The organism is Microbacterium schleiferi (assembly GCF_015565955.1).
GTDB lineage: Bacteria > Actinomycetota > Actinomycetes > Actinomycetales > Microbacteriaceae > Microbacterium > Microbacterium schleiferi_A.
The window spans coordinates 3,202,848-3,218,719 of sequence record NZ_CP064760.1; the positions used below are offsets into that span (position 1 = coordinate 3,202,848).

21 protein-coding genes and 1 pseudogene are annotated in these 15,872 nt (G+C 67.4%); 6 read left to right on the forward strand and 16 right to left on the reverse strand.

Features of this window, described 5'->3' with window-relative positions:
* Positions 1–17 precede the first annotated feature (17 nt).
* The 4 genes from IT882_RS15625 to IT882_RS15640 form a co-directional block, all read right to left on the reverse strand.
* Positions 18–440, reverse strand: coding sequence for a hypothetical protein (locus tag IT882_RS15625; protein ID WP_195692596.1), 423 nt, complete (start codon positions 438–440; stop codon positions 18–20).
* A complete protein-coding gene (locus IT882_RS15630; protein WP_047801722.1) occupies positions 415–1,239 on the reverse strand; it encodes a hypothetical protein in 825 nt (274 codons plus the stop codon). Before IT882_RS15630 ends, IT882_RS15625 begins: the two co-directional genes overlap by 26 nt.
* Positions 1,239–2,867, reverse strand: a complete 1,629-nt coding sequence (locus IT882_RS15635) for a hypothetical protein (RefSeq protein WP_005050756.1) — start codon at positions 2,865–2,867, stop codon at positions 1,239–1,241. The genes IT882_RS15630 and IT882_RS15635 overlap by 1 nt, the downstream gene beginning before the upstream one ends.
* A gap of 100 nt (positions 2,868–2,967) precedes the next feature.
* Positions 2,968–3,204, reverse strand: a complete 237-nt coding sequence (locus IT882_RS15640) for a hypothetical protein (RefSeq protein WP_043340519.1) — start codon at positions 3,202–3,204, stop codon at positions 2,968–2,970.
* A gap of 93 nt (positions 3,205–3,297) precedes the next feature.
* Between IT882_RS15640 and IT882_RS15645 the strand changes: the two genes are divergently transcribed.
* On the forward strand, positions 3,298–3,831 hold the full coding sequence (locus tag IT882_RS15645) for a helix-turn-helix transcriptional regulator (RefSeq protein WP_005050761.1): 534 nt from the start codon (positions 3,298–3,300) through the stop codon (positions 3,829–3,831).
* 5 nt (positions 3,832–3,836) lie between these two features.
* Here the strand turns inward: IT882_RS15645 and IT882_RS15650 are convergent, their stop codons facing one another.
* The 4 genes from IT882_RS15650 to IT882_RS15665 form a co-directional block, all read right to left on the reverse strand.
* Positions 3,837–4,589, reverse strand: coding sequence for an HNH endonuclease family protein (locus IT882_RS15650; RefSeq protein WP_005050763.1), 753 nt, complete (start codon positions 4,587–4,589; stop codon positions 3,837–3,839).
* On the reverse strand, positions 4,586–5,062 hold the full coding sequence (locus IT882_RS15655; RefSeq protein WP_005050765.1) for a hypothetical protein: 477 nt from the start codon (positions 5,060–5,062) through the stop codon (positions 4,586–4,588). The genes IT882_RS15650 and IT882_RS15655 overlap by 4 nt, the downstream gene beginning before the upstream one ends.
* A gap of 293 nt (positions 5,063–5,355) precedes the next feature.
* Positions 5,356–5,607, reverse strand: coding sequence for a hypothetical protein (locus IT882_RS15660; RefSeq protein ID WP_005050769.1), 252 nt, complete (start codon positions 5,605–5,607; stop codon positions 5,356–5,358).
* Positions 5,607–6,074 carry a hypothetical protein gene (locus IT882_RS15665; protein WP_195692597.1) on the reverse strand — a complete coding sequence of 156 codons (468 nt, stop codon included), beginning with the start codon at positions 6,072–6,074 and terminating at the stop codon, positions 5,607–5,609. The genes IT882_RS15660 and IT882_RS15665 overlap by 1 nt, the downstream gene beginning before the upstream one ends.
* 568 nt (positions 6,075–6,642) lie before the next feature.
* Here IT882_RS15665 and IT882_RS15670 point away from each other — a divergent pair.
* The 3 genes from IT882_RS15670 to IT882_RS17000 are packed head-to-tail and all read left to right on the forward strand — an operon-like array spanning position 6,643 to position 8,352.
* Positions 6,643–7,302, forward strand: coding sequence for a type IV toxin-antitoxin system AbiEi family antitoxin domain-containing protein (locus IT882_RS15670; protein ID WP_005050774.1), 660 nt, complete (start codon positions 6,643–6,645; stop codon positions 7,300–7,302).
* Positions 7,295–7,894 carry a nucleotidyl transferase AbiEii/AbiGii toxin family protein gene (locus tag IT882_RS16995; RefSeq protein WP_195692598.1) on the forward strand — a complete coding sequence of 200 codons (600 nt, stop codon included), beginning with the start codon at positions 7,295–7,297 and terminating at the stop codon, positions 7,892–7,894. Before IT882_RS15670 ends, IT882_RS16995 begins: the two co-directional genes overlap by 8 nt.
* The gene (locus tag IT882_RS17000; protein ID WP_324253952.1) at positions 7,855–8,352 is read left to right on the forward strand and encodes a nucleotidyl transferase AbiEii/AbiGii toxin family protein; all 498 of its coding nucleotides are present in this window, start codon (positions 7,855–7,857) and stop codon (positions 8,350–8,352) included. The genes IT882_RS16995 and IT882_RS17000 overlap by 40 nt, the downstream gene beginning before the upstream one ends.
* A gap of 5 nt (positions 8,353–8,357) precedes the next feature.
* Here the strand turns inward: IT882_RS17000 and IT882_RS15685 are convergent, their stop codons facing one another.
* Positions 8,358–8,576 carry an Lsr2 dimerization domain-containing protein gene (locus IT882_RS15685; RefSeq protein WP_082157160.1) on the reverse strand — a complete coding sequence of 73 codons (219 nt, stop codon included), beginning with the start codon at positions 8,574–8,576 and terminating at the stop codon, positions 8,358–8,360.
* Here IT882_RS15685 and IT882_RS15690 point away from each other — a divergent pair.
* Positions 8,504–8,947 (forward strand): SDR family NAD(P)-dependent oxidoreductase, encoded by a 444-nt coding sequence (locus tag IT882_RS15690; protein WP_082157159.1) that lies wholly within the window; start codon positions 8,504–8,506, stop codon positions 8,945–8,947. The two genes, IT882_RS15685 and IT882_RS15690, sit on opposite strands and share 73 nt — an antisense overlap.
* A gap of 85 nt (positions 8,948–9,032) precedes the next feature.
* Here the strand turns inward: IT882_RS15690 and IT882_RS15695 are convergent, their stop codons facing one another.
* The 4 genes and pseudogenes from IT882_RS15695 to IT882_RS15710 form a co-directional block, all read right to left on the reverse strand.
* Entirely contained in the window at positions 9,033–9,425 is a 393-nt protein-coding gene (locus IT882_RS15695; protein WP_005050794.1) for an SDR family oxidoreductase, read from the reverse strand.
* Between the two features lie 155 nt (positions 9,426–9,580).
* A pseudogene (locus tag IT882_RS15700) lies at positions 9,581–10,141 on the reverse strand (isochorismatase family protein); the annotation flags it as partial.
* A complete protein-coding gene (locus tag IT882_RS15705) occupies positions 10,138–10,941 on the reverse strand; it encodes a polysaccharide deacetylase family protein (RefSeq protein ID WP_203225534.1) in 804 nt (267 codons plus the stop codon). The pseudogene IT882_RS15700 and the gene IT882_RS15705, both read right to left, overlap by 4 nt.
* 91 nt (positions 10,942–11,032) lie before the next feature.
* Positions 11,033–12,429 (reverse strand): IS3 family transposase gene (locus IT882_RS15710; protein ID WP_370428832.1). Its coding sequence is split into 2 segments (ribosomal slippage): positions 11,033–12,093 and positions 12,093–12,429, totalling 1,398 coding nucleotides; the frame shifts between segments, so codons are not numbered across the junction.
* A gap of 269 nt (positions 12,430–12,698) precedes the next feature.
* Between IT882_RS15710 and IT882_RS15720 the strand changes: the two genes are divergently transcribed.
* The gene (locus IT882_RS15720; protein ID WP_195692599.1) at positions 12,699–13,529 is read left to right on the forward strand and encodes a helix-turn-helix transcriptional regulator; all 831 of its coding nucleotides are present in this window, start codon (positions 12,699–12,701) and stop codon (positions 13,527–13,529) included.
* A 232-nt stretch (positions 13,530–13,761) separates the two neighbouring features.
* On the opposite strand, the gene IT882_RS15725 is transcribed toward IT882_RS15720, so the two are convergent.
* The 3 genes from IT882_RS15725 to IT882_RS15735 all read right to left on the reverse strand — a co-directional run bounded on the left by IT882_RS15725 (position 13,762) and on the right by IT882_RS15735 (position 15,855).
* Positions 13,762–14,691: an alpha/beta hydrolase gene (locus IT882_RS15725; protein WP_195692600.1), complete on the reverse strand. Its 930-nt coding sequence runs from the start codon at positions 14,689–14,691 to the stop codon at positions 13,762–13,764.
* A gap of 146 nt (positions 14,692–14,837) precedes the next feature.
* Positions 14,838–15,224, reverse strand: a complete 387-nt coding sequence (locus IT882_RS15730) for a RidA family protein (RefSeq protein WP_195692601.1) — start codon at positions 15,222–15,224, stop codon at positions 14,838–14,840.
* 55 nt (positions 15,225–15,279) lie between these two features.
* Positions 15,280–15,855 (reverse strand): flavin reductase family protein, encoded by a 576-nt coding sequence (locus IT882_RS15735; protein ID WP_228179300.1) that lies wholly within the window; start codon positions 15,853–15,855, stop codon positions 15,280–15,282.
* Positions 15,856–15,872: the final 17 nt, after the last annotated feature.

Here is a 15,872-nt window from a genome sequence, read left to right on the forward strand (position 1 = left end):
AGCTCAGGAGACGGTCATTACCCGCGGCGCCGTTTGCGGCCCCAGTAGGCGCGAAGCGCAACGGTGACGATCTCGTCCTTGGTGAGGCGGTCGCCGCGGCTGGCTGCATCCTGCTTGGCCCAGTCCATCAGTTCAAGCGCGTCGTCGGGGAGACGGATCGAGACGGGCTTCTTCTGGACGTAGACGACGTTGTAGGGCCCCCGCTTCTTCTTCGCCGGCGGTGGCGTCTCCGCCTCGGCCGACTCAGGAGGCGTCGCGCTCGCCGCTGCCGGCTTCTGGCTTGCGCGAGGTGCGCGTGCGGGTGCTTCGGACGTCGCTGCCTGGTCGACGTCGCTGGTGACTTCCTCAGCGGGGGCGCGGCCTTGCGTGCGCGGGGCTTCGCTGCAGCTGTGGGCTTCTTCGGGGCGGCCATGGTCACTGACCACCTCCTCGGTTTCCACGGCGGCGAGCGCGGCGCTCCTCGATGCGCCGCTTCTCTTCCATGCTGATGAGCTCCGCCGGCGACAGCGAGCGGGGGCGGCGAGTGCGGCCGCGCTCGGCCTGCCTCTGGTACTCGGTCGTCTTGGCCGTGCTGACGACGTTGAGGGTGACGCCGGTGATGGTGTCGCGGCTGGTGTCGAGGTTCACGTATCGGTTCTTCGACTCTTCGCGGAACCAGCCGAGGGCGTCGCCGCCGTTCTCGTGGATGCGCTTGAGCATCGTCGAGGCGTTGTACGAGTTGACCTCCATCACGCGGCCGTTGGAGAAGGTCAGGTGGGCGGTGATCTGCTTCTGCTTGTCGTGGGACTGGCCCTTGGCGGCGTTGCGGACCTGCTTGATCAGTTCGGCGTTCGCCTGCTCGCGGCCCTTCGCGGTGCGGCCCTTGGGGATGCGCATCTCGATGTACCGGTCGCCCCCGGTGGCGTATGCCACGTCGACGCGCAGCCGACCACCCTGGCGACCCTCAACGTAGGTGCCGCTGAGGTCTTCGGGGATGACGGGCTTGGCGCCGGCCTTGCCTCGCACGGGGGCGATCGAGCCGTCCTTGCGCCGGCGCCGCGGCGGGACGTGGGTGAGGCGTCCGGTGTCAGCGAGCTCCTGGAGCGCCTGGCGGTAGAGGGCGCCGCTGGTTTCGCCGTTGAGGATCTTGCGGACCATTCGAGGCGAGCGGTGCAGCTCCTCGGCGATCTCGGCCGTGCTGATGCCCTTGCGCCGCAGATCGCGGATGAGGTCTTGGGCGGTGCGCTGCTGGTCAGCCATCAGCCCTTCTCCTCTGCCTGCTCGAGCGCCTTGGCGATGCCGGCCCGCTCGGCACGTGCTTTCAGCGCGTCACGCTGCCGCAGCGTCTCCGGCGTGATGAAGGATCCGTTGAGGTAGCCCTGCAGGCGCAGGCGCCCGGTCTTGCCGTCGTCGCCGCCGCCGATGAACCGGTCCGGCAGGGACCACGCCGGCAGCTTGGTCGTGTAGATCGCATCACCCTGGATGCCGATGAGCGTCGAGGGGTCGACCGTGAGAGCACCGGAGGTGTAGCCGCCGAGGGAGCTGGGGCCGTGGAGGACGCGAGCGCGTGCGCGACCCCAGACCTGGGCGGCGAGCTCCGGGTGGTAGAAGCTTCGGGTGCGGTCGTTCGGGCGCGACGGGATGCGATAGATCCAGAGGTTGCCCTGTCGCAGCATCTTGGCCCTGTACTCGGGCGGGACGTCATCGGGCGACGCGGCGACGCGGGTCTCGTCGCGGCCCGCGGCGGCGAATGCACCGATCGAGTGCAGCATGATGTTCCGCAGCGCGGCGAGCACAGCGCGGCGCAGGTCCGGGTGCATCTCGTCCTGCAGCTGGACTCGCTCGCGGGCGCGCGTCATGCGCTCGGTGAAGGTGTCTAGAGGCTTGGCCTTGCGGAACACCACGGCCTCGTGAGGGCGGATCTCCCACCCGTGCTTGAGGGCGACGTGGATCTCGCTGCCGTCGGCCCAGGTGTCGTGCACCGCTCCGGGCCGGTTCGGATAGAACCAGCCTTCGCGAACGTCCAGGTGCTTCACACCGAGCAGGCCAACGTGGTTCCAGCCCTGAGGGACGCGGAACCGCACGTGGAAGCGGGCGCGCGCGTAGGGGTCTTGCTCGAGCAGCTCGTACGCGGCGGCCTGGTTCAGCCGGATCGCGGGGCCGATACCGAGCTCGCGCCCGACGCCGGCGAACATGAACCGGCCGTCGACGTAGGCGAACTCGCTGATCTTCTTCGTCTTGGCCGGGTCGATCAGCGGGACGCAGTCCTCGTGCTTGGCGAACGACTCCCCCGCGACCAGGTGGTCGTAGTGGTGCAGGCCCGAGGTGAAGTGGATCTCCTGGGCGATGTCGTCTTCGACCGGCACGGGGTTGATGTTCTTCGGCAGCGACAGCGCCCACAGGTTCGTTCCGGTGGCGGCAGGGCTGTTGAACAGGCGCGCGTTCTCGTCGGCGTGGCGAATGATCGACGCGGTGACGTTCCAGGCCAGACGAGCCTGGGCAGGGGTCAGCGGCCCGTCGCCGAACCACTCCTCCGCGGTGCGGACTTCGATCTTGAAGCCGGTGACCGCGTGCTCGAACCGACCGGTGGGCGGGCCGTTGTTGACCCAGTGGGCTCCGGGCTTCCAGTTCGGGGTCTGGACGTACAGCCAGTGCCGCACGCCAGGCGCAGGCTCGGGGCGCTTCCCGGTCAGCATGATGCGGTTAGCGCCGTACGAGGCAGCCGTGTCGAGCAGGTCCGTCAGGTTGGGGTTCTTGCGGCGCTCGCCGATGACGGGGCGAACGGGCGTGCCGGCGTCGGTGACGCCTTGCCCGGTGGTCTGGTCGACCCAGATCGTGGGCACGTCCTTCGGCGTCCACGGCTTGGGTCGGTAGTTCAGCTCGTCCATCTCACCCCCTCATTCGTCAGGTTATATTAGTCAAGAGTACTTGAAAATTGCAATCAGATTTCGCAGTCGACGGGCGCTCCATGAAGGTCTGGCGGGGTCGCTAGGACGCGAGGCGGCCGCCGTAAGAGCGCCCGCGTCCGTGGTAGGACTTCTGCGCCTTCCGCAGCCCTTCCTCGGTCATCCCCAGCAGGAGGGCGATCTCTCGCTGGGTCAGCTCGGCCGCGCGCGCCTCGTCGACGACTTTGCCGCGGCGTTCGCGCAGCTCGTCCGCTTGCGCGAGCTGCTGGCCGATGCGACGGAGCTCCTCACGGATGGCGTCCGCGTCCTTGTTAGCCATGCGCCCCAGCATCCCCAACCAAGTTGGGTCTGGTTGCCGCGGCGCGCCGTAACCGCGAAAGTGGTTATATTCATCCAGCTGAGAGGAGCGCTGATGACCGGACGGCACCTCACCACGGCGGACGTCGCCGAGAAGCTCGGCGTGTCCGTCGTCGCGGTCTACAAGATGCGCTCCATCAGCAACAAGCTGCGCAGAGCCGGCCAGGAGGGTCCTCTGCTCCCCGAGCCGGTTGCCATAGAAGGCAACTCCCCGCTCTACGACGAGGCCGCGATCGACGCATTCGCGCAGGAGCGCGCGCGCAGGGCGCCCTCGCAGCGCGGCCGCCGGCCGCGACTGATGCCGGGACTGGCGCGCGATGCGGCTTTCGCGGAGCGGTTGCGGGCGGCGATCGCGGACGGGGCGGGGGCGCCCGAGGTTCCCACGCAGGCGGCTCTGATCGACCTGCTCGGCTTGAACGTCGTCACGTTCGGTGAGCGGATGCGAGGGCGCACCCGCTGGACCGACGCCGAGCTCGAGGTGATCAGGCGCACCCTCGGTGTCGACACGACGGATGCGAACGAGGTCGTAGACCGCGCTCGCGCGGCCAAGCGTCAGGCGCGCGCGGCGAGATCCCACGCGGGTTCGTAGCGGCTTCACGACATGCTCCCGCTCTCGTCGCTGGCTTGCTGGGCAGCGCAGGTTGAGAGCGTGTCCACGAGCGCACCGCGGTCGGCTTCGTCGACCGCGAGGTGCCAGGTGTCGACGATCTCCGTGTAGCGGGCGACGTAGGTGCACACGTAGTCGGCGTTCGATGGCAGCCACAGGGCTGGCCCGTGGTCGTTCTTGGCCGCATTCGTGTTGCCATCGACGGCGACGATGTTGTCGAACGAGTTGGCGAACTGAATGCGCTGCTGCTCGGTCCACGCCCACGCGCCCCCGGCGTGCGCCGCCGAAAGGCTGACGATGTGGTCGATCTGGACGCCGGAGCTTCCCGGGGCTCCAGGGGCGGCGATCCGGTCGTGCTCGAACTCAATGCGTGTGCCCGTGTACGGATCGGGGTCGAGCACGCCGGAGAGCACCGTGCAACCGTCACGGACGACGTCCTGCAGCTGGACGGCGAGGAGATCGTCTCGCTGATCGCAGCCGTTTCCCTCGATGTCGATCCAGCGCTCGCCGAACGTGGCGCGGCGATACTCGGGAATCTCCTCGGTGGGATCGATCAGCGGCAGCTCCTGCGCGACTGCGGCGAGCGCGGTGTAGTCGTAGGTCGGGTCCGGGGCGGGTGCCTGCGGGCGCGTCCATGTGTCGATCCAGGAGGTGATGCCCAGCTGGTGGGCGCCGAAGCCGAGCGCGAGAGCTGCGACCGCGGCGAGGGCTGTGCTGGCGCGGCGGGTGCGTCGGTTCATCTGCGCTCCTTTGCCTGTGCGGTGTCGGCTTGGTCGAGCAGCAGTATGGTTCGGGCGATCTGGGTGCGTGCCTCGTCGATGACCTCGAGGGTTTCGTCGTCGGCGTCGAGCTCTGAGAGTGCGTGGCTCTGGCGGCGGAGCTGGTCGCCGAGGTGGAACATGCCGGCACTGAGGAGGACCTCGGCGAGCGCGGCCGCGCGGGCGCCTTGGTGGTCGGCGCTGACGGCGAGGTCGTCGATGATCTCGATGAGGGTTGCGCGGGATCCCATCGTTGGGTCTTCTCCTGGAGTGAGCTCGCGGAGCGCTTCACGGTTGAGCAGCGTCTGGAAGAGCCTGTGCATCCGTTGGGTGAGGGGGCGGCCGTCGCGGCGGGTGCAGTTGAGCGCGAACTCGCGGAAGCTCCATCGGACGGTGACGGGTGTGCCGGTCTGGATGGTCATGGCTTCCTGGAGGCGCACGGCGATGTCGGTCATCAGTGCTCCTCGGTTCGGCCCAGGTGGGGGATCTGCTTGAGGTGGGCGCCGCGGCCGTTGCCGAGCTGGGGGAGATCGCGCAGCTGGGCAGGTGCAGTCTCGCGTTCGGCCCGTGGCCTGCTGCCGCGTGGGGTGTGGGCTGCCGCGTTGGCCGGGTGTGCCGGGCGCCTCGCTGAGTCAGCGGGAGGGGGTTGAAGCGCAGCGACAGGGCCCAGCGATGGCCGCCGAGCGCGCGGACGACCCGCAGCCACTCTCCCTCTTTGGTGGAGTCGATGGTGAAGGTGTTCGGCTGGTCAGACATCTGCGGCTTCTTTCGGTGCGAAGGGGCTGTTCTTGGCGTCGCGGAGCATCTGCCGGGTGATCGGCTCGGTCTCCTCGAGCGAGGCGAGCGAGAAGTAGTGGCGGCGGGCGCGGGCCGCTTCGGTGCAGGTGAGCAGCTGGCGGTTGCCGTGGTTCGGGCATCCTCCCTTGCTGCGGCATCCGGCCAGGTAGCCGGCGGTGGTGCCGTGCAGGGCGGCTTCGAGGATGTCGAGCGTCTTGCTCATCAGGCGGCCTGCCGGAGTCCGAGGTCGTCACGGTCGCGGTCGATGGTGCGGACGTCGACGCCGAGCAGGTCGCTGAGCTGGGTGAGGCTGAGTCCGCGTTCGGTCCCGCGTCGGGTGGCTTCGAGGCGCTCGTCTCGGGTGAGGCGGACGTTCTGGCCGGCGAGAGCGAGCTCGATCGCGATCTCGTCGAGCAGGGGTTCCTGCCCGGCTGTGGGCGGTGCCGGGTCGGTGTCGATGTCGTCCCAGGCCAGCGGCGGCAGCCAGCCGTGCCGGCGTGCGACCGTGAGTGCGTAGGAGCGGCCGACCCGCTGCGCTCGGGTGTGGGTGGGGGCTGCTGGTCCCAGAGCTCGTCGTAGAGCGCGGCGATGTCGTCGTGGACACGGATGTCCACGTAGGCGCCTTCGAGTGCCTTGTTGACCTTCCAGCGCGGGTAGCCGAGTCGGCGTGCGATCTCGTGGTGGTTCCATCCGATCGCGGCCAGAGCCTGGAGGCGCCGGCGGGTGCCGCGGCCGTTGACTCGGCCCTGCGCGGCGAGAGTGCTGCTGTCGGGGGTGACTGCGAGGAGTTTGCGGGCGGTGGCGCCGGTGACGAACCGTGCCGTCTCGCTGTTGAGCAGGCGACGGACCGTGGCGCCGCCGACGCCGGCGCTGATGGCGATCCGTTCGGGGATCATCCCGGTGTCGACCAGTGCCTGCAGGTGCTGCCGGATCGGCTCGATGGGTTGGTGCGCGTCCTGGTATCGCCCGTAGGCCAGGAGACGGTAGCGGTCGCGGCGGCGGCGCGCGTTGCCGTCCATGCAGGCGCGGCACCCGCAGAGGTGGACGACGTAGCAGGTGGAGGTCAGCCCGTGCTTGTGGTCCGGCGGGCAGGTGTGGGTCCGCATCTTCTCCTCCTCACAGATGGTTATATTCCCGAATATAACCCGTTCCCGAGGGTTTGGAACCCCCTCACTGCTAAGGGGTGGCCCCAGAGGCTCGAAGTCGACAATCTGAACGAGCTACAACGTTTGTTGCGGTTTCTCGCTACACTGTGCGCATGGCAGGATCAACTTTCGCTCGTCTGGGCGAGCTCGCGTCACAGCGTTGGGGCCTGGTGACCACCGCCCAGGCGCTCGAGGCTGGCGTGGCGCGCCCGACCCTGACGCGCCTCGCCAACAGCGGCGCGCTCATCCGCGTCGCGCGCGGCGTCTACCGCCTCGCCGGCGCGCCAGAGCACGAGCAGGAGGCGATCCTCGCGACCTGGCTCGCCCTCGGCGGCGCCGACCGTCCCCGCACAGACACCGGCGTCCCGCCCGTCGTCGCCGCAGGCCAGACGGCCGCGCAGCTGCATGGCATCGGCGACTGGTTCCCCGGGCCACTCGAGTTCGTCGTTCCCACCCGCCGCGGTACCCGCCTGGACGGGGTGCGGCTCCGCACCCGCGAGCTCGCGCCCACCGAGGTGGTCTCCGTCGACGGGATGCCGACCATGAGCGTCGAGCGCACGATCGCCGACCTGATCGAGCAGTGGGTCGACCGCTCCCTCGTCGCCGATGCGCTCGCCGACGCCGCGGACGCGGGAAAGCTGCTCTCCCCCGCCCGCCTGACCGAGTATCTGGAGCCGCTGGCCAAGCCCAACAAGTACCCCTCGGGTGCCGCGCTCGCGGCTGATCTGCTCGCTCTTGCGGGCGTCGACGCGGTGGTGCCGGCCGATGCCTGAGCCCGACGGCTACAAAGACTGGACGGGGCTTGCGCAGGCGATCAAGGCGGCCGCGACGAAGGCAGCCGGTGACGGCGCGAGCGCGCTGGATGTGAATGCGCAGATCGTGCAGGCACAGCACGATCGTTTCCTCAGCCGGGTCTTTGCGGAGGGGGAAGAGTCCGAGTGGCTGCTCAAGGGCGGCACGGCGATGCTCGCCCGGGTGCCGAAGTCACGGTCGACGAAAGACCTGGATCTGGCCTCGACCGGCGCCGCCGATCTGGATGCCGCGCAGCAGGCGCTCGAGCAGGCAGCCGCGCGTGATCTCGGCGACCATGTGCGGTTCCAGCTCACCCGTGCCCGTGCGACCGGGCGAGGAGAGAACCAGCCGGGTGTCGCGACCCGGCGCCTGGTGTTCACATGTCTGGACGCGAACACCGGCCGGAGGATCTCCGACATCCCCATCGACGTGGTCGTCGGCCCTCCCCGGTCGGCCGCGTCGAGACGATCGAGCCGTCGACGCGGCTGCAGCTGGGGCGGCCGGTCCCGTCGCACCCCTACCGGCTGTTCCCGATCTCCGATCAGGTCGCGGAGAAGGTCACTGCGACGATGAGCACCTACAACGGCCGCCCCAGCAGCCGCGCGAAAGACCTGGTGGACATCGTCACCATTGCACGCACGCAGCGCGTCGACCTGCGCGAGCTGCAGATGGCCATCGACGCGAAGCGTGCACTGTCAAAGCTCGACTCGTTCACTACGTTCACGGTCCCGGACGGTTGGGACGGTCCCTACCGGGTGCTCGCGGCCGGCACGCCCTCAGCCGGCGGGATCACCGATCTGGGTGAGGCCGTGGCTCTCGCGCGTCAGCTGATCGATCCCGCGCTCGCCGACGCGCCCGTGCAACCGGGGACGGTCTGGGTCCCTGGCTCAGGCTGGACACAGAACCCTCCGCCGCCGGAGCCGGGCGGCAGCGGATCCCCTTCGGGGGAGGTCCACGTGCGCGCGCACGTGCGCTCCGGTTATCCCGTCACGGAGCACTGGCGCGCAGCGCGCGGCTCAGCCCAGGAGTGACCGCGTCAGTGCGCCGCGTCGTACGCCTCGAGGATGGACGCGGGAACCCTGCCGCGATCGCTGACCTGGTGTCCGTTCTGACTGGCCCATTCACGCACCGTGTTGAGATCGGCCCGTCCGCCCCGCGACGTCCTCGCCGGACGCCGGGTGGCTGCGCCGATGCGGCGCGCGCTCTTGGCCCAGGCCTCGAACTCGAGATCGATCTCGAGTTGCTTTCCGTCGATCGCGAAGGTCGCGGGATCGAGCCGCTCGCCAGGTCGCGCACACCACCGCGAAGGGCGGCGTCATCGCGATGACGAAGTCGCTCGCTGCGGAGGGCGCCCGCTACGGCGTCCGCGCGAACTCGATCTCGCCTGGCTTCGTCAGCACCCCGGCGACGGACAAGGCGGTGGATGCGGAGGGCAAGGCCTGGCAGGTCGGCAACGCGCTCATTCAACGCCCCGGCACGGGCGAGGACATCGCGTACATGCCGCTCTACCTGGCCTCCGACGAGTCCTCTTGGGTGACCGGACAGAACTACAGCGTCGACGGCGGCGCGACCGCCGGGTGGCGGAACGACAGCGAGACGGACCGACTGGCCGCGAAGAACGGCTGACACGCGGGTCGCGGCGCGACCGGTGACGGACGTGAGGCACGGTGTCAGCTGACACCGTGCCTCCCGTCCGTCGTGGCCACCTCGTCTAAATCGCGAGGTACCCGCCGTCGACGGCGAACTGCGCGCCGGTCGCGAAGGCGGCCGCGTCGGAACCGAGCCACGCGACCATCTCGGCGATGTCGTGCGGCGTGCCGAGTCGGCCGATCGGGTGCTTCGTCAGCAGCGCGTCCTTGAAGCCGGGGTAGGTCTCCTCCAGCGCGTCTATCATTGGCGTCTGGATCACCCCGGGCAGCACTGCGTTCACGCGGATGCCTTTGTCGGAGTACTCCACCGCGGCGGCTCGGGTGAGGCCGATGACGCCGTGCTTCGACGTGACGTAGGCGGACTGGTGGGCGATGGCGACCTGCCCGAGGGACGAGGCGGTGTTGATGATGGATCCGCCGCCCTGCGCCAGCATCTGCGGGATCTCGGCCTGCACGCCGGTTCAATATTCCGCACAGAGGAAGTTGGCCCCACGGCGTTACTGCAGTCAATCGTTCTGTTGCGCAAGCCCCGCAGGTAAGCACGTGCGTCGTCGAGGCTGACGACATCGCCGTACTTCGCGTCGATGTCAAAGAGGCTGGCCAGGTGCGGAAGGGCTGCCCGGTCGCCGACTGCCTCTTCGACGACGATGGTGTGGAAGCCGTAGGAGCAGGCGTCAACCGCCGAGGCGCGCACGCACCCACTGGTGGTGCAGCCGACGATGATGATGGTGTCGACACCCCGTGAGATCAAGCGTGCGGCGAGATCAGTTCCGAAGAAGCAGGATGCGTACTTCTTCACCAGGGTCATCTCGTGGGGCAGCTGGCCCAGCCTGCTGTCGACCTCCACCCATTCGCTGCCCTCCACCAACAGGTGGTTGGACGGGATCTTCTTGATCCAGAGCCCCGCCTCCTGCAATTCGGTGTCGTACGCGACCGTCGAGAAGAAGATGGGGATCTCGAGTTCACGGGCGGGGACGAGTAAGGCATTGGTGGCGGCCAGCTGTGACTCCAGTTCGCCTGACAGGGGCGAACGGCTGTCCGTGAATCCGGTGATCAAGTCGACGATCAGCAGCGCCGGCTTCTCGCCGTAGCCGATCCGGCCGCCCAATCCCTTGGCCTTGAACTCGTCGCGCAGCCGTGCGTACTCATCGATCAGCTCCGTATTCGTCACGAATCGGCTCTCCTGTTCCCCGTCGACTGATAGTGCGCCGCGATGGCATCGCTCGTCGTCACCCAGACACCATCGTGAGACGTGATGTGCTCGAGGGCCCGATCAAGGTAGCGGTGGCGGAACGGCTGGCCGACGATGAACGGGTGCAACGGCAGCGACATGACGCGACCCGAGTGCTCGGAGTCTGAATAGAGCTGATCGAACTGGTCGATCACCGCTTCCAGGAACTGCGGGCCGGTATAGCTCTTACTCACGAACATCGTCACATCGTTGAGTTCTATCGTGTAGGGAACGCTGAACATCCCGTCGACGTTCAGCGGATACGGCTGATCGTCGTTCGTCCAGTCCAGGACGTAGTCATACCCCAGCTCCCGAAGGATCCGCGGCGTCTCGAACGTCTCTGTGAGCGCCGGGCCAAGCCAGCCCCGCGGCCGTACTCCGGTGGCGGAGGCGATTGTATCCGTCACGTCTTGAAGGTAGGCGCGCTCCGTGTCAGCACCCATTCCAGCTTGGAAGGTGGAATTGTCGCGGCCATGCGCGAGCCACGCCCAGCCGCGTTGCCGGCCTGCCTCGAGAATCTGGGGGTAGTGCCGACAAACGTCGGAGTTGAGAAGCACACTTGCGGGCACTCCATGTCGGTCGAGGCTCTCGATCATCCGCCACAGGCCTACCCGCGGACCGTAATCGCGCCAGCCGTAATTGAGTGGATCCGGCTGCAGCATCGCGGTACCGCCGAAGATGCTCGTGGAGGGCTTGTCGATCTGATAGTGCTCGATGTTCAGCCCGACATAGAACGCCACTCGGGCCCCATTCGGCCACGAAATCGTCGGTCGCTCCGTGATCGGGCTGTAATCGAAGCGGAAAGTGTCAAGGCGGGTGAGACAGATTCCGTCAGGCGGTCTGTATGAGGGCCTCCTGTGAGGGCTGGTTGATCCAGGCGGCCTCGGGCAGCTTGGGCGCCTGGGGTCGGCGGTGGCCGAAGCGCTCGGGACGGGCGGCGTAGGCCGCGTCCAGGGTGGCCTGGCGCTGGGCGCGGACCTGCCCGGCGGTGCCGAAGTGGACGCTGGCGGGGGTGTGCAGCCCGATCCCGCAGTGGCGGTGCTCGTGGTTGTAGTAGGCGAAGAACTGCTCGGCGAACGCGCCGGCGTCGGCCAGGGACCCGAAGCGCTCGGGGAAGACCGGGGCGTACTTCAGCGTCTTGAACGCCGCCTCGCTGTAAGGGTTGTCGTTCGACACGTGCGGGCGGGAGTGCGACCTGGCCACCCCGAGGTCGACGAGCAGCTGAGCGACCGGTTTGGAGGTCATCGAGGTCCCGCGGTCGGCGTGGATCGCCTCCGGCACGCCATGGATGCCCATGGCGTGCTCGAGCAGGTTCTTGGCGATCTCGGCGTCCTCGCGGGCCGCGATGGTCCAGCCCACGACGAACCTGGAGAAGATGTCGAGCACGACGTACAGGTCGTAGTACACGCCCCGCTCCGGCCCCTTGAGCTTTGTGATGTCCCAACTCCACACCTGCCCCGGCGCCGTCGCGACGAGCTCGGGCCGGGTCCGGGGCGGGTGGCTCGCCTGCCGGCGCCGTTCCCCGGCCATGTCGTGCTCGCGCAGGATCCGGTGCATCGTGGACATCGAGCACAGGTAGGTGCCCTCGTCCAGCAGCGTGGCCCAGACCTGGGCGACCGACTTGTCCGCGAACCGCTGGCTGGTCAACACGGCCAGCACGTGGGCCCGCTCGGCGGCGGACAGCTTGTTCGCCGGTGCCGGCCGCGGTGTCCGTGGACGTGGCGGTGGCGGGTTCTTGGCCCGGTAGTGACTGGCGCGGGAGCGACCCAGCAGCGCGCACGCAGCCGCGGTGCCGACGTGCTCGGCCAGCCCGTCGACGGCCGGGTTGATCACCGCGGCGACCGCGGCGGCTTGTCCGCGCTCTCGGAGAGCGTCTCCAAGAGCGCGTGTGCTTTTCCCATCAGGTCCAGCGCCGCCCTGGTCTTGGCCAGCTCGGCCTCGGCCTTCTCCGCCCGGGCCCGTAGCGCCTGCAGCTCCCGCTCGCGCCGGTCCCGCGGCTTGCTGCCCAGCCCGGACAGCGAGCCGGCGGCCGCGGCCTTGCGCCACTCGATGATGTGGGAGGTGTACAGGCCCTCCCGGCGCAGGATCTCCCCACGCCCAGAGCGGTCCGCGGCGTCGTACTCGGCCAGGATCGCCGCTTTGAACTCGGCGGTGAACGTCCGCCTCTTGGGCCGGTCAGCACGAGGAGCCATAGCCCCATCATCGGTGCCGACGTCAGCAACCGTCATCGTCATCTCAGTATTGGTCCGTTCTCGCCCCGTGCAGTGCGAAGGTCAGCAGTGCTGGTGTCTCACCCCATCCTGACGCACAGGGGTACCCCGATCGTCTGCCCGAGCAAAGGTGAGGTGCCGGTGCCGGACGCGTAAGAGATGAGTGCTTCATTGCTCATTCGCACATCATCGACGGACTCTCGCGACCTCATCACCCCCATACAGGGGTGGATTACCGATCTCAAAACTGTGACAGTTGACCGCAGTAGAGAACGGGAGTATTCAGAGTGGAATCCGTCCTATCGTCATCCCTCGCGTCGATGCGGCGCGAGACCGGATTGCCTATCGCCTTCGGGGGCGAGGTCTCCGCGAACGGCACACGGATGGTGATCAACGAGTCTGTGGGAAACGCGAGTCGCGCGCTCAACGGGCTCGTGATTCGTGCCGGGCACGGACTTGGAGGCAAAGCGCTGCGCGGGGCGAAGATCGCGGCCGTCGCCGACTACCTATCGGAACCCAGCATCACCCACGAGTACGACCACGCCGTCGCTGCTGAGCGCTTGCGATCCATCGTCGTAGTGCCCGTTGTCGTCAACGGAACGGTGCGGGCAATGCTGTACGGGGCACTCCGTGTGCCAGCGGAACTGGGCTCGTCCGTCTTGCGTGGAGTGCGCGAGATCGCTCGCAGGGTCGAGTTCGATATCGCCGTCGCCGACGAGGTCGCCCGGCAACTACGCACTCTTGAGGCTGCGACGATCACGGAAGCGGCGCGTTCCTCACCGGCCGATCCCGACCGGGCGGCGGTCAGCGCCGCTTATGCGGAACTGCGTGCTCTTGCCCGCGAAACCGATGACCGCGATCTACGCGTTCGCCTCGCGCGAATCTCGCACGGTCTGTCAGGCGGGCAGGCAGTCCATCGCTCACGCGTGTTGTCTCCCCGTGAGATCGACGTGCTCTCCCTCGTTGCGGTGGGCTACACGAACAAGGAGATCGCGGACCGCCTCGGAATCGAGGCAGAGACGGTCAAGAGCTATCTGCGGTCGATCATGCACAGACTGTCCGCGCACAATCGCACGCAAGCCGTCGCGCTCGCCCGGGCAATCGGCGAACTCCCCTAAGCGGACTACTTCGGTGCATCTCGCCACGGCGGAGGGACTGGACCACCTGCTGGCCCGGCCCACGCCGGCCCGGTGCAACAAGAGCGAACCCCCAGCGATCGCCGACGCTGGGGGTTCGCTCCTTCATCCTGGCGCGATCAGGGCGTGCTCGCACCGTCGTGCTGATCGGCTCCCTGCGGCTTGCGCGGTAGCGCCTTTCGAACTCCGACATTGCCACCGACCCGCGGCTTGTTCATCCCGTCTTCACGAGGGAGGCCATGAGCGCGGCCTGAAGCTGCACACCGACGAATCGGCGCGCGCTGTTGGCGCCATCGATGACTCCCGCCAAGTAGAAGAAGGGGTGAACCAACCCGTTGAATCGGACTGAAGTTACCGTGTTGCCTGCCTCCGCCATTGCCTGTGCGTAGGCCTCGGCCTGGTCCCGCAACGGGTCACACCCCCCTGTGATCACTGTCGCGTCGGGGAGGTTGCTCAGATCTGGGTTCAAGCCCGGCGACGCCAACACATCGCGCCGGTTTTCGCCTGCGTATGTCGAGTAGCAGTACTCGATATCGCGGACCGTGAGGTAGTAACCTTCCGCGAACTCCTCGAAGCTTCCGGTGAGGTCAGTCGATAGCTCGGTCGTGGGGTAGATCAGCGCCTGGTGCACGAGCGCGGGTTGGTGCCCTCGAAGCTGCTGCGCAGTGACTGCTGCGAGAGTGCCGCCGGCGCTGTCTCCCGCGACGGCGACGCGCGAGACGTCTATCGGCAGCGCAGAGTCTCCACGAAGCACGGCCTCAGTTACCGCGAGAGCATCCTGAATCGCGGCGGGGAATGGCGCCTCCGGCGCCTTTCGGTAGTCAACGCTGACTACGAGGGCACCTGAGTACTTCGCCAGGTCGCGTGCGGTCGTATCTGCGATTTCGAGATCGCCGATAACCCAGCCTCCGCCATGGAAGTAGATCACGGCTGGCGCGTCATGCTCCACAGGGGTAGCGCTGTACAGCCGCACGGGAACGCCGGCAATCGTCGTGTCCTCGACATATGGAAGTTCCGTTGTCGCACCTGTGAGTGGGAGCGCGTTGCTGAGGTCGGCGCGGTTCTGTTCAACTGTCTGAGTGTCCGCCGGCGGTGAGCCTGCGACGATGTCGAGGAACCTTCTGGCATCAGGGTGCACTGTCATTGTGTCTCCTTCATTTGCGCGAGTCGGCAAATCATGACAACCGATGCTAGCAGGTTTTCCCCTGAATAGCAGGGCTTGTGTTCGCCGGATACCCCGGCGGCGGGTGAGTTTGCTGTTGGGTGAGATTCGGCAGTGCGCACCTATGGCTAGACCGCCGCGATCGCGTCGATCTCGATTGTTGCTCCGTTGTACAACGAGTGCACACCGATGACGGTGCTCGCTGAGGGCTCGGCCACTTGCACAATTGCGTTTCGAGTCCGGCGCCACATGGCGAGCTTGTCTTGATCGAGCTGTGTGATGTAGACGTTCACGCGAACGAGGTCTTCGTAGGTCGCTCCGCCTGCCGCGAGTGCGCGCTCGAGTTCTGCATAGGTGAGCTCGATGGCGCGAACGAAATCGCTGGGGACCGAACCGTCCGCTTCGAATCCGACCTGGCCGGAGATGAAGAGAAGGTCACCTGCGGTTACTCGGACACTGTCCGAGATGCCAGGTACGACGGGCGCTCTCGTATGCGCAATTCTTCCGTTCGCCATTCATTTCTCCTTTGGATGCGGTCGAATGGGCTCGATCTTGGGTAGCGCGGATCGCCTAGTCTCCACGGCCATATACGACGTAGAACGGAACCAGCGATTCGGGCAGCATCGACTTTCTGTCGAGCACGAACCATTTTCGGTTGTGGTACACGAGCGGGTTCGGCTCCTGGCACGGTCCGTCCGCCCTACGTGGACTTGCCCCGATGGCTTCTACGACGACGAGCGTGGCGTCCCTCACTTCGAACCGGTCCGCGACTCGTCCCCGTATCCACGAGTTGGCTCGCGGGTAGTATGGTTCCCCCGATGGGAGCCTGTCCCATTCGATGTCTTCACCAAAGCGCTCAGCTCCGCTGCGAGCGCCCAGTTTGGCAAGCTGAACCTGGTCCGACGCCAGCATGTGCACGATCAGGGTCTCGGCGCGCGCGATGGTGGGGGTGCTCGACGAGCGCGCCGAGGCGGAGAAGACCAGCGTTGGCGGATCGATCGAGACGGAGGCTACCGAACTGACGGTCATCGCTACCGGTCCGTCACCTGCGTCGGCGGTGACAATTGCAACCCCGGCGGGGTGGTGGCGAAAGGCGTAGGTGAACTCCTCCGCGGAGATGTTCTGATCGGCTCGTTCTCGGGACATCGATTGTCCTTCTCGCT

Coding starts and splice junctions, on each gene's coding strand:
- IT882_RS15630 (WP_047801722.1), bottom strand. CDS start 1,239: ATGGCTGACCAGCAGCGCACCGCCCAAGACCTCATCCGCGATCTGCGG.
- IT882_RS15635 (WP_005050756.1), bottom strand. CDS start 2,867: ATGGACGAGCTGAACTACCGACCCAAGCCGTGGACGCCGAAGGACGTG.
- IT882_RS15640 (WP_043340519.1), bottom strand. CDS start 3,204: ATGGCTAACAAGGACGCGGACGCCATCCGTGAGGAGCTCCGTCGCATC.
- IT882_RS15645 (WP_005050761.1), top strand. CDS start 3,298: ATGACCGGACGGCACCTCACCACGGCGGACGTCGCCGAGAAGCTCGGC.
- IT882_RS15650 (WP_005050763.1), bottom strand. CDS start 4,589: ATGAACCGACGCACCCGCCGCGCCAGCACAGCCCTCGCCGCGGTCGCA.
- IT882_RS15655 (WP_005050765.1), bottom strand. CDS start 5,062: ATGACCGACATCGCCGTGCGCCTCCAGGAAGCCATGACCATCCAGACC.
- IT882_RS15660 (WP_005050769.1), bottom strand. CDS start 5,607: ATGAGCAAGACGCTCGACATCCTCGAAGCCGCCCTGCACGGCACCACC.
- IT882_RS15665 (WP_195692597.1), bottom strand. CDS start 6,074: ATGGAACCACCACGAGATCGCACGCCGACTCGGCTACCCGCGCTGGAA.
- IT882_RS15670 (WP_005050774.1), top strand. CDS start 6,643: ATGGCAGGATCAACTTTCGCTCGTCTGGGCGAGCTCGCGTCACAGCGT.
- IT882_RS16995 (WP_195692598.1), top strand. CDS start 7,295: ATGCCTGAGCCCGACGGCTACAAAGACTGGACGGGGCTTGCGCAGGCG.
- IT882_RS15725 (WP_195692600.1), bottom strand. CDS start 14,691: ATGACAGTGCACCCTGATGCCAGAAGGTTCCTCGACATCGTCGCAGGC.
- IT882_RS15730 (WP_195692601.1), bottom strand. CDS start 15,224: ATGGCGAACGGAAGAATTGCGCATACGAGAGCGCCCGTCGTACCTGGC.
- IT882_RS15735 (WP_228179300.1), bottom strand. CDS start 15,855: ATGTCCCGAGAACGAGCCGATCAGAACATCTCCGCGGAGGAGTTCACC.